Annotated in this window: 12 protein-coding genes and 2 pseudogenes; 8 read left to right on the forward strand and 6 right to left on the reverse strand. The window is 63.3% G+C overall.

Features of this window, described 5'->3' with window-relative positions; translation table 11 throughout:
- Positions 1-33 precede the first annotated feature (33 nt).
- Positions 34-306 carry a hypothetical protein gene (locus BR78_RS0120175; protein ID WP_029937509.1) on the forward strand — a complete coding sequence of 91 codons (273 nt, stop codon included), beginning with the start codon at positions 34-36 and terminating at the stop codon, positions 304-306.
- Positions 307-349: 43 nt separating this feature from the next.
- Here the strand turns inward: BR78_RS0120175 and BR78_RS0120180 are convergent, their stop codons facing one another.
- Positions 350-1,519 carry a serine hydrolase domain-containing protein gene (locus BR78_RS0120180; protein WP_025587184.1) on the reverse strand — a complete coding sequence of 390 codons (1,170 nt, stop codon included), beginning with the start codon at positions 1,517-1,519 and terminating at the stop codon, positions 350-352.
- A gap of 804 nt (positions 1,520-2,323) precedes the next feature.
- Between BR78_RS0120180 and BR78_RS0120185 the strand changes: the two genes are divergently transcribed.
- From BR78_RS0120185 to BR78_RS0120195, 3 genes are all read left to right on the forward strand, one after another.
- Positions 2,324-3,673 carry an epoxide hydrolase family protein gene (locus BR78_RS0120185; RefSeq protein ID WP_025587186.1) on the forward strand — a complete coding sequence of 450 codons (1,350 nt, stop codon included), beginning with the start codon at positions 2,324-2,326 and terminating at the stop codon, positions 3,671-3,673.
- A 65-nt stretch (positions 3,674-3,738) separates the two neighbouring features.
- Positions 3,739-4,140 carry a cupin domain-containing protein gene (locus BR78_RS0120190; RefSeq protein WP_025587188.1) on the forward strand — a complete coding sequence of 134 codons (402 nt, stop codon included), beginning with the start codon at positions 3,739-3,741 and terminating at the stop codon, positions 4,138-4,140.
- A gap of 213 nt (positions 4,141-4,353) precedes the next feature.
- Positions 4,354-5,619 (forward strand): serine hydrolase domain-containing protein, encoded by a 1,266-nt coding sequence (locus BR78_RS0120195; protein ID WP_269320222.1) that lies wholly within the window; start codon positions 4,354-4,356, stop codon positions 5,617-5,619.
- A 356-nt stretch (positions 5,620-5,975) separates the two neighbouring features.
- On the opposite strand, the gene BR78_RS0120200 is transcribed toward BR78_RS0120195, so the two are convergent.
- The 5 genes from BR78_RS0120200 to BR78_RS0120220 all read right to left on the reverse strand — a co-directional run bounded on the left by BR78_RS0120200 (position 5,976) and on the right by BR78_RS0120220 (position 9,006).
- A complete protein-coding gene (locus tag BR78_RS0120200) occupies positions 5,976-6,491 on the reverse strand; it encodes a hypothetical protein (protein ID WP_025587191.1) in 516 nt (171 codons plus the stop codon).
- A 530-nt stretch (positions 6,492-7,021) separates the two neighbouring features.
- Positions 7,022-7,303, reverse strand: a complete 282-nt coding sequence (locus BR78_RS22400) for a BA14K family protein (RefSeq protein ID WP_081855878.1) — start codon at positions 7,301-7,303, stop codon at positions 7,022-7,024.
- Between the two features lie 320 nt (positions 7,304-7,623).
- Positions 7,624-8,016 carry a response regulator gene (locus tag BR78_RS0120210; protein ID WP_025587707.1) on the reverse strand — a complete coding sequence of 131 codons (393 nt, stop codon included), beginning with the start codon at positions 8,014-8,016 and terminating at the stop codon, positions 7,624-7,626.
- A gap of 160 nt (positions 8,017-8,176) precedes the next feature.
- Positions 8,177-8,704: a thermonuclease family protein gene (locus tag BR78_RS21135; protein ID WP_049810780.1), complete on the reverse strand. Its 528-nt coding sequence runs from the start codon at positions 8,702-8,704 to the stop codon at positions 8,177-8,179.
- Between the two features lie 92 nt (positions 8,705-8,796).
- The gene (locus tag BR78_RS0120220; protein ID WP_025587708.1) at positions 8,797-9,006 is read right to left on the reverse strand and encodes a hypothetical protein; all 210 of its coding nucleotides are present in this window, start codon (positions 9,004-9,006) and stop codon (positions 8,797-8,799) included.
- 383 nt (positions 9,007-9,389) lie between these two features.
- Here BR78_RS0120220 and BR78_RS20715 point away from each other — a divergent pair.
- The 4 genes and pseudogenes from BR78_RS20715 (at position 9,390) to BR78_RS0120240 (ending at position 10,811) form a co-directional block, all read left to right on the forward strand.
- Positions 9,390-9,687 (forward strand): annotated as a pseudogene (locus BR78_RS20715) (DUF736 domain-containing protein).
- A 203-nt stretch (positions 9,688-9,890) separates the two neighbouring features.
- A pseudogene (locus BR78_RS0120230) lies at positions 9,891-10,267 on the forward strand (TrbI/VirB10 family protein); the annotation flags it as partial.
- A gap of 20 nt (positions 10,268-10,287) precedes the next feature.
- Positions 10,288-10,527, forward strand: a complete 240-nt coding sequence (locus BR78_RS0120235; protein WP_025587712.1) for a DUF2274 domain-containing protein — start codon at positions 10,288-10,290, stop codon at positions 10,525-10,527.
- 35 nt (positions 10,528-10,562) lie between these two features.
- A complete protein-coding gene (locus tag BR78_RS0120240) occupies positions 10,563-10,811 on the forward strand; it encodes a helix-turn-helix transcriptional regulator (protein WP_025587713.1) in 249 nt (82 codons plus the stop codon).
- Positions 10,812-11,192: the final 381 nt, after the last annotated feature.

Genomic DNA, 11,192 nt, shown 5'->3' on the forward strand with positions numbered 1-11,192 from the left:
CGGCAAGCTTCGCCCTGCCGCGGTGGCTGCGCCATGCCGGACATGGCTATGCCCGGAAGTCCTTCCCACGACACGGAGCGCGAGGCGCAATGGGCGGCCTGCGCCGCGCGCTGGACGAACAATGCGCATCCGCTGATCCATCTCAGCCAGATGCTCGGTCATGCCGAGCAGCCGATTCTCCGCCTCGGAATCGGCGCCGCTCAGGCCCGGCCGGAAAGCGGTCGTTCGTTCAGGCAGGCGTCGAATCCCCGGTTGCGGATATTGCGACCCAACGCAGCCAATAGCCGGATTTGGGCCGTCTGCTGACCAGCAGCTTTCGGACGGGAGTGGTCTAGCCTTGCGACTCATTTCACGGGAGAGTGATTGCCCGCCGATCCAGGCCGCTCAGTATCTCATTGGCCATCACACTGTTGCCGTGAGCACTCTTTCGGTCCTCTTCGTTGGCAAGGATTATCAGGCCGATTCTCAATTCGGGTTGTTGGATGCAGAGCGCATTGAAGCCATCGATATTCCCCTCCTGCCAGATGAGACGTCGCGATGAATTGCTGAGAATCTGCCAATTCAGACCCGCGCTATAGTTCCCTTGCGTGAGTACCGGCTGGTGCGAAAGCTTCACGGCGGGATCTGTCTCAGCCATCTGCCATCGCAAATATTTCAGCAAGTCTCCGGCCGTAGATTTGATCGCGCCAGCGCCTTGAAGCCAATCGGGCACGTAAGGCATCGGCCGGCCGGTTTCATCGTACCCGACGGCCAACCTGGGCAGCGCACGCTTTTGGATTGTTATCCCGGTGTTCCTCATCCCCAGCGGGATCAGGACCTTGTCGCGAAGAACCACTTCGTACGGCCGGCCGTACACGCGCTCGATGATGTAACCGGCCAGCTGGGCGGCCGCGTTCGAATATTTAAATTCCGAGCCCGGCTCGGCCGTCAGCCTGACGGTGTGCAGATCGCTGAGGAACTGGGCTTTATCGTAGGTCCTGCCGATTTCAGCGACACGCGCACTCCAGGGACGGTCGTCCCCATGGAAATCCGGGCTGGTTTCGGGTCGATCGGGGAGAATGAAGGGCAGACCCGAACGGTGATCGAGCAGATCGAAGAGACGAATTGGGTGCCCAGCGAATTCGAGGTTCGGGTATTCACCGTCCAGATATTTGCGAACATCATCCGTAAGATTGAGGCGGTGCTCGACCGCAGCTTGAGCCAGCAGCGTCCCAGTGAAAGTCTTCGTGATCGAGGCTATCGGATAGATCGTGTCGAGCGCTGGCCGACGATTCTGCCCCAACCGCGCCTTTCCGTAGCTGTAAATATGGTTCTGACCGTTGATTAGAACGCCGACCGTGACTCCTACTGCCTGCGGATTCTCGCGAAGGAACCGTGCCGCCGCACGATCGATGAGTTGTCTGACTGCTGGTGCGGCTGGGGCTTGTTCAGTTGTGGGGGTCCGGGTGGAGGCATAAGCTGTTGCCGGGAGGGCCGACAATGCGAGAAGTCCCGCGAGGATCGTCTTCTCCACACTCATGTCGTTCCCCCGAGCAAGAATAGATTGCCGTAGCAATCGATGGCGAAGAATGAACAGGCGGTGAAGCGCCCTCACTCGTGACTCTGGTGCGGCTCGCTAGGGTCGGTCAGTGTTTGCCGGATTTTGCATGATGAGCGGGTAAGGCTCTTAACGCGTTCACCATTGGTAGCACCGCCCACACACAGCCGGTGAGTGTCTAGTGAGCGCCCATAATGGGTCGAAGCAGACGCCCGCTAATGTCGCGAATTGGGTCGGAAGCGGTCATCCGGCGAGCACCTGAACGAATGTCTGCTTTCGGGAGCAGCACGAACGGTCCCGAACGTCCGCAACGGGGCGCATAGGTGCCATCAGGCGACGGTGCCCGGAGTTGACCATTTGCGGCCTGACAGCTTTCGGGTGCTCGCATCGCTAAGCTGCCGTTCCCTATATCCGCGACGATGGGCCCGCCTGCGACACCCTTTGCCGAGAGCACTTCATACCTGTTTTGGACACCGGGCCAGCAGCAAGCGTGCTATCGCGCACGATGCCTCTGACGTCGAAAGCGGCGGTGAATCAATTTCGGCGCCACCCTGGTGCCCGTCAGGAGCATCCCCGGGATCCCGAGCGGCATGGACGCCCGAATTCGTTGTAGGGGGTGGTCTCAGGAATGCTATGATTGGTCGTCCGGGACTGAGTCGAATTTGCGACGGACCGATACCCGCATTTTTGACCTCTCACGAGACCTCGGCGCCGGCCCTGTCGGCCGGCTTCTCGCAGCGTTCGGAAGGGGGGTATGACTCTCGCCTTGCGGACAAGGAGGCGACTATGACCCAGCCAGAAAACACCGCATCGCCGCAGCCGGAGCTAACGACCGCGACCCCACAGCCGGCCCCGGAGCAACGATCGTCGCTGGAAGGCGACGATGGCCAGAAGCAGACCTTCATGCTGACTGAATCGGGAGAGGCGGCCATCCGGCCGTTCGAGTTTCACGCCTCCGACGATGACCTCGCCGATCTCAAGCGCAGAATATTGGCGACGCGTTGGCCCGATCGGGAGACGGTTCCGGACGATACGCAAGGCGTGCAGCTTGCCACGATGCAGAAGCTCGCCACCTACTGGGCCGACGAGTATGACTGGCGAAAATGTGAGGCCCGCCTCAACGCCCTTCCCAATTTCATCACCGAGATCGACGGGCTCGACATCCACTTCATCCATGTGAAGTCGAGGCATGCCAACGCGCTTCCCGTGATCATCACCCACGGCTGGCCCGGTTCCGTTGTGGAGCAGCTCAAGATCATCGGGCCGCTGACCGATCCGACCGCACATGGAGGCACGGAGGCTGACGCCTTTGACGTCGTGATCCCTTCGATCCCCGGCTATGGTTTCTCCGGCCGGCCGACCGCCGCCGGTTGGAATCCGCCGAGGGTCGTCAATGCCTGGCGCACCTTGATGCAACGGCTAGGTTATACGCGCTTCGTGGCGCAAGGCGGCGATTGGGGTGCGCTGATGACCGAGATCCTCGGTGCGATCGCGCCCCCCGAGCTTCTCGCGATCCACACCAACATGCCGTCCACGGCACCGCCGGAAGTCTTCGACGCACTGCGCGCCGGCGAGGGCCCGCCCGCCGGTCTCACCGACGACGAACGCTGGGCCTATGAGCGGCTCGAGCTCTTCTTCGCACACGGTATCGCCTACGCCCAGCAAATGGGGCAACGCCCGCAGACCCTCTATGGGATCGCGGACTCGCCCGTGGGCCTCGCCGCGTGGTTCCTCGATCATGACATTTCGAGCTACCGGATGATCGCCCGTGTGTTCGACGGCGTCGCCGAGGGGCTAACCCGTGACGACGTGCTCGACAATATCACGATCACGTGGCTGACCAACACCGCCATTTCGGGCGCACGGCTCTATTGGGAAGCGCTGCCGCGCACATCGCCGGGCTTCGGGGTCGAGCACAACAATGTCCGGTTCTTCGAGCCGATCGGCGTCCGGGCACCGATAGCGGTAAGCGCCTTCCCCGACGAGCTCAACCAGGCGCCGCGAAGTTGGGCGGAACGGGCCTATCCAAAGCTCATCCACTATAATCGCCTTCCCAGGGGCGGGCATTTCGCCGCCTTCGAGCAGCCTGGCTATCTGGTGGAGGAGATGCGGGCGGGATTCAGATCGGTTCGTTGAACGCGCCGCCCGGGCGTCGCCGGCTGGCGGCGCCCGGGCTTCTGTAACCTTGTGGGAGAATCGAAGTGCGCGTCAGGTACCTCATAGCAATTGCGCTGATCGGCAGCGCCGTGGCCTCGACGGCGCAAACGCCGCCTGCGCGCCCGCCGGGTTCTACCCGCGTCGACCTTCAGCGTCACGACCTCGCCATTCCCGGCTGGGAGACAATCCAGGCGCGCATCGATTTCTCGCCTGGTGCCAGCTTTCCGGCGCACCGCCATCCCGGCGAGGAGATCATCTATGTGCTCGAAGGCAAGCTCGAATATCAACTCGAGGGCCGCCCGGCGGTCACTCTCGCAGCTGGTGACGTCCTGTTCGTCCCAAAGGGCGCATTCCATTCCGCGCGAAATGTAGGCACGACCAAGGGCAGCGAGCTCGCCACGTACGTGGTGGAAAAGGGCAAGCCGCTGGTCGAATTCGCGCCCTGAGCCCCTTGGGGCGCGGCCACTAAGGAAATCGCCACCCTGTCTCCCGTTATGACCGAAATGGGGCCTGAAGAGTGAACTAACGGACAAACTGGGCACGCAGATCGACCGCCGTCAAGATTCTTATCCGGAGGCGACATGCATAGTTACCTGAGCTTGAACCGTCGCCATTGCATCGCAGGCGTCGCGTCCCTGATGATCGCCCACCCAAAAATGATGATCGGGGTGGCGTCGGCCCAGACGGCTGTACTCGAGCGATCGTGGGCGGTGGTGCAGGCGGTGCTCGATGATTTTGTCGCGGAGCATAGGGCCGCCGGCGTTTGCTTCGGCGCGATGGCCGGGAACTTGCCGCCCGCCTACCGCAGCGCGGGGGCTTTGGCGTTCGACGCGTCAATCGCCATGGATGAAAACAGCATATGCCGCGTCTACTCAATGACGAAAAACGTCACGCGGATCGCGACGTTGCTGCTGATCGAGGATGGCGTGCTCGCTCTCGATCAGCCTGTCGCTAGCGTGCTGCCCGAGTTCCGCAACCTGCGCGTAGCGACCAATTTCGAGGGCCTCACATCGCGACCGGCAACCCGGACGATGACGATACGCCACTTGATCACTGACTCCTCGGGGTTGGGTAATTGGACTCCCGCTTCCGACGCCGGCGAGGCGTTGCATCGGCTCTACCGTGAGCGCGGCATCACGCCGGGCAATTTCGGCCAAGGGCTGGCGCGCCCGGGATACGGCCGGCAGCCCGCGACCCTCCACGAGCTTGTTGCACGCGTTGCCGAACTCCCGCTCGCCTATGAGCCGGGGACGGTACTGCACTATTCGATCGGCTTCGACGTCATGGCGCTGGTGATCGAGCGTGTGACCGGCATGTCCTATGGCAACTTTCTCCTGAAACGCCTGTTTGGGCCGCTCGGCATGGCATCCACCGGATTCCAGGTCGCGCGCGCCGATGCCGGGCGTCTCACGTCGAACTATGACGCGACCGAGGGCTTCGCCAACACCTCGCCGGACGCGCCGCCCGATCGGACGGCGCCAGCAAACATGCGGTTGATCGACGATCGCGCGACCAGCGTGTGGCTGGCGCCGCCCGCGCTGTTGTCAGGCGGTGGCGGTCTCGTCTCCACCGCGCGCGATTTCTTGCGCTATGCCCGGATGCTGCTCGACGAAGGCACGCTCGGCGACGTCCGCGTGATGCGCCCGGAGACGGCGAGGCTTGCCACCGGAGATATCCGTCCGGCCGGCCTTGCGGAACCGAGCGCAGCGGCCGGTGCCGGCACCCGCGCGCTGCTTCGCACTCTGCTGATTCCGCCGGGTACGATAGGTGGAGGTGGCGCCGCCGGGACCTTGTTCTGGATCGACAAGGCCCGTCGCGGTGCCTTCGTGTTCATGGCGCAAGCGATGTACGGCAATCCGGCACGGTCGCCGTTCCAGACCCGGCTATTCGCCGCGATTGAGCAGGACGTCGCCGCGCATCCTTGATGCCGGGCGGCGGCTTCATGGTCCCGAGAATCGATCGGCTGCAAGGTGGCACACGGCGTGCTTGGCTGACCCAAACGGATTCGAGCTACCTCTTGATCCTGGTGGTGTCGTGACCTGAATGCGTCCGCTTTCAGGATTACGTCGATGCCAGACCGGATGACCGACTTGGGGCGCATTGCCGACGGTGCAGGCCGGCCCGGTTGCAGTGGCAGCTTACGCCCCAGTTGTTGCCGTTCGTTCACGATCGTAGCGCGCCTCAAAGCAGACGCCGAGAGATCATCTGGACCGACGTCCGCATCTATGAGGCGAAGACCGTTCAACGGCTTCTCACCAGAAAGTCCGACTCGTAGATCGTGTCAGTTCGCTCGATTATAGACGAGCTTATAGCGAATTGGCGTAGAGAGCAGTGGACTGATGATGGTTGTCTCTTCCACCAACTGCTGCCCAACGCTACGATACACTGTGGTCCGCTCGCTGTCGTCCCCACGGAATGTTAGCGAAATGGCTTCACCATTCGCTTTTGCCGACACATCGAAAACAAGCTCTTCCACGAGCTTCCACTTGATGGGCTCTCCGCTTATCCAAACGACAATAGGTGTTTTGGCATCGTACTTGATCGAGAAGCGACCTGCTGTGCTCGAGATTCTAATTCTATTTGTAGCAATGGACTTGCGCAGCCTCATGCGAGCGAGAGGGCGCTTGGCGTTGGAAAGGCCGGCAATAGCGCTCTCGATCGCTTGAAAGGCGTCGTCGCTCCGTTCTTCGTCCAGGACATAGCTGCCTGAAACCACACCTTGCGCCGGGCTCGCTGAGCCAGAGCTAGAGATCAAGATGGCAGCCCCGATCGGCGCCGACAAAGTCCAATGACGCATCAGGCTCTCCCCTCAAATTCCGCTGCTCGCCGTGACGGGTTGTAGTGACGATCCGGCTTAGCGCATAGGTGAGGCCTCGGTTGTCGAATTGAGGGACTTCCTCCCGTTTGCAGACGCACGTATGGGCGGAGGGCTGGCTGTATCAGAGGGCCGAGCCTCGCGGCCGCTAACTCGATCCGCAAACTCGAAAGCAGACCAGCCGCTCTCCACCCAATTGCTGCCGCCAGATCGTTAGACGACCGAATGGCGGCTTTTGGCGGCGCCGGCGGGCTCCCGGAACGACCGGAGTTAGGGCACATTGCCGAGGATGCACGCCGGCCCGGTTGCAGTGGCAGCTTACGCCCCCATTGTCGCCGTTCGAGCCGGTTCAATTCGATCCTGAGAGCTGTCGCGCCTCGCAGCGACCCACACTCGACCCGATACTATATTCTCTTGGGCTGGTGACCAGGTCCTCGAACGCCTGCAGTGGGCACGAAGCAGCCGCCAGAAACAGCTTTCCCTGCCCAACTTACATCCGACTCGCCTGCCCGTCACAGCCGGCAAGGGGCGGTCACACCCGGCCGGACCAGGTAGCGGTCGCTGCGCGGATCATAGCTGCGGTATCGCTTCGCGCATGCGCGCTGATGTGGCGAAAGCGCCGGTCGCCGCTCGGCTTTCCGCTTCTGCGCAATTCTCTGCTGATGACGCCGCAGATTGTCGTAACGCTGGGCCTCTAGATGGGTCCCGAGATAGTCTTGAGCGACAGCCACCGTCGGAACAGAAGCGACGCTCACGGATGCGATAAATCCTATCGCGGCAAGAACCCTTCTCATTCGAATCTATTCCTTCGTCGGCAACACCGAGCGGAGGACCGTCGCACGGCGCCGCAGGTTCATCCAGCCCAGTTATATATTGCCGACCTCCCCGCCGCGCCCCTCGCGCAAACACCTCACCGCTCGGCGGCACCGTTCCGGCGGTTGTATCATCCCGGAAGCCGGTGCAGTCGATTGAGGTTGGTTGCACATCGAATGCCTGGGGCCATTGCCTGTCGTTCGACCCGCGGACCCGAGCCGGAAAGCCTCGGCGAGTTGACGATCCGACAAGGCTGAAATTTGCCGCAGGAAGCGACGCGGACAGGTGCGAAGGCGGTAGATCAGGCGGCGTTGCGCAGCTTTGTAGCTTTACCCTCAGCGGCACTGCGGACCATCTTTACCAGTCGCTTCGAATCCCTGAGGATCTCCGACTTGGGGAAGAAACCAAGCGCACCACGATCGATCGAATTCGCCGCGGCTTCGCCGTGACTGGTCAGCATGATCGCATGGGTACGGAGGTGAATTGCATCGAGCAACGCCAAGCCATCAATGCCAGGCATCGCAATATCAAGTGTCGTCACTTGCGGGTAGAGCTCATCAATCATTCGGATCGCGGTCGCGGCATCCGCCGCCGAACCGACGAGCGTGATGTTCGGCTCGCGTCCGAGCACTTCCTCGAGCATGGCCCGGATTGTCACTGAATCATCGACGACCAGCACACGAATAGCGGACATAGGGGTTCCACTCCTGCAAGCCTTCCCTAGGCCTGCTGTCGGGTCGCGGACAGCCGGGGAAGGTGCGGAAGGTGAGTTTACCTAATCCGCTGACCACGATTGCTTAAGCACAATCGACAGCAAGACTTGAACCGGAGGGGGTGACGGCAAAGGGCAGCGTCTATTGGATCAGTAGTGCCTGCGCAGCGCCGCACAGCTCGGCATATTCGAGCGACACGATGGCGCGCGGTACTTCGCGGAGCTGGCGCGGCCAAGGGTTGTGCATGACGAAATGCTGGGCTGCATCCTGGTTGCAGATCACCGAACGCAACCGATGCCGTGGAAGAGCGGGTTCGGAAGCGGATTGGATGTGCACGAACTCGCGCGACGCGGCAGGTCTAATTCCTGCACCGGTCCGCTTGGACTTCCCGCGCGGCCACCAGCGCGCCGCGCCCGTCTCGACCAGCGTGCCGGCAAGATCGCGGCCGCCCAGCCACACGCGCGCGACGGTACGGTTGTAGCTGCGCCCGACGCGCTCGAACCTGACCTCGCGCCCCTTGAGCAACGCGACTGCCTTCGCGGTCGCCGCCTTACCGCGCGCGATCTCGGCGCGGCATTTCGCATTGCCGGGCTGCGTCTCCGGCGCGTCGATCCCGGCGATGCGGATGCGCTCGCCGCTCTCCAGGCGGAAGGTGTCGCCGTCCGCCACTCAGACGATCCGTCCGCTCGCTTCCGGTTCCGGCACGACGGCAGCCAGCCCGAATGCGCTCGCGAGGAAGGCGAAATGGAAGGGCAGGGCGGTCATCGGAGGTTGCGCCAGATTACGGTCTTGTCGGCGCCGCAGGTCGCGCAACGGCCATCGGCGCGCTCGAAGCCGGCTTCGCCGGCCAGCGCGCGGGTGCGGTGGCTCGCCTGGTGCGGCGCCGTCAATCCGAGCTTTTCGACGATGCAGCCGTCGCAAATCGGCTCGGGCGCGAGCACTGAGACCAGTCCCTTGATCTTGTCCGACACCCTTTTCTTCCTCTCCGAGGGCACTCTTTAGCGATCTCACGCGCGGGAGAAAGCGGGCTTCGACGTGTCGGAACGGCCATGCGGCGGCGCGCGCGCAACACTAGCGGGAACGACAGTCGCGTGCCGATGCTTCTCCCGAATGTTCTTGGCCGCACCGCGGCCTCGGTTTCCTCGCGGGTCTGGCTGCGCGTCCCGGGCCGCAACGGTTGCGCCGGACTTTCTTCCCCGGCGTGTGCCAGGCCTTCCTCGCGGGGCAAGAAAGCCCGGCTCCGCCGTCCTCCGCTCACGCTCCGGTCCGCTGGATGCGGCCCGTGCCTCGCGCCGCCCGATCGACCGCCATCGAGGCCGCACTGGCGCGGCTTCGAGAGCAAGAAGAAGGCATCATGGCACAGATTGGATCGTTCATCCCCGACGAGAGCGGCGTCTATACCGGCACCATCCGGACCCTGACGCTCAACGTGAAGGCGACGCTTCGGCCCGCGCAGAAGGACCATGACAAGGCGTCCGACCATCGGGTGCAGGCCGGCGGTCGAGATCGGCGCGGGCTGGCTCAAGGCGGCGCGCGAGACCGGCGCCGAATATATGTCGATGAAGCTCGACGACCCGTCGCTGCCGGCGCCGATCTACGCGACGCTCGTGCAGGGCGACAAGGACGAGCACAAGCTGATCTGGTCGCGTTAAGCGAAGCGGCCGCGGCGTCGGGTGACGCCGCGGCCGTCACCGTGAGAAGGGGGTGTCGTTTTCGGCTCCCCCCGTTTTCGACTCTCTGCCAGGCGCCGCCATCCCGTCATTTGTCACAGCCCGGGCGGCCCATGTGCCGCCAGATTCGAAGGGCAGCGAGACCATGGACGACGACATTCAGCGGGCACGGCGCGCCAGGCGCGGCAGTGGTCGCCTTCGGACAGAAGCGCGCATTGGTCGTCTGGCAGCTCATCGTCCTGCCCGACGGCAGCTCGTTTCGTATCGACAATGTGCCGGCGACCGATCCGTCGGGCTATGCCGGGCTCGAGGACAAGGTCGACATGCGTACTTGGCAGCTGATCAAGGGCGTGGCGCTCTCGACGCTCCTCGGCGTTGGTTCCGAGCTCGCCTTTACCGGCGATGGCGATCTCATTCAGGCGCTGCGCCGCTCACGCAGGACAACGTGTCGCGGGCGGGTGACGGGATCACGCTGCGCAACCTCGACATCCAGCCGACGATTACCATCCGACCCGGCGCTCCGGTGCGGCTGGTCGTGCACAAGGATCTTGTGCTCGCGCCGCTGGCGCGGAGGGCAGTGAAATGGCAGAGCTCAAGCTGGGCAAGCTTCCGGACCGGACGCCGGTCAAGCTGTCGATCAGCGTGATGCCCGAGCTGCACCAAAGGCTCGAGGCCTATGCGGCCGCCTATGCCGAAACCTATCAGGTCCGGGAGCCGCTGACCGAACTCATTCCGGCGATGCTGAGTGCATTTCTGGAGGGCGACCGCGAGTTCCAGCGTCGACGGGCCAGCGGGCACCGTCGACCTGAGACGCTGCCTTGAGGTCAATCGACTCTTGCCGGACGAGGAAGATCGAGATGCCGCGCCGGCACCGGATCGATGCCGCCGACAAGGCGCTAACCAATGCGCGGTTGATCACCGTCGCAGAATTTGCGGAGCTGGCTCGGCTTTCCCGACGCCAGATCGACCGCTTGCGCAAGCGCCGGCCGCCGGGCTTTCCCCCCGAGTACGAACTTGGATCGGGCAGCGGAAATCCGCGGCGCCGGGCACCGAGATTCAAGCTGACGGAAGTCGAGAACTGGATAGGGACGCGGGCGGCGTGGTGACGGAACAGTAGAAGCCGACGATCGCCGCCGCCGCACCTCGCTCGCCTGCCGGTTCAGCGCCGGGAGTCTGCTTTGACTTGGAGCGCTTGCCCGTCGCCGGCGTCGACGAGGGCGCTTCAGCCGTGCCAGGGCGGAGCCCTCCCGGCGAGGTCTCATGCCCTTCTCCAATTCTCTCCCGTTCCAGATGCACCAGAAGTCTGGCGGCGCGCCGCACTGAACTCATGCCGGCGTCAACCAAGGCCATTGCAAGTGGAAGGCGGCAGCAATTGCGCGCGGAAGATTCTGGGCAATTCGAGCTCCTCATTATGGCGGCGCGGGGCGTCTGGCAGGGGGCCGTCGCCCCGCAAGCGCCGTGACAACATATTACGACGGCGCTTCAAG

Source organism: Sphingomonas sp. UNC305MFCol5.2 (genome assembly GCF_000712135.1).
Classification (GTDB): domain Bacteria; phylum Pseudomonadota; class Alphaproteobacteria; order Sphingomonadales; family Sphingomonadaceae; genus Sphingomonas.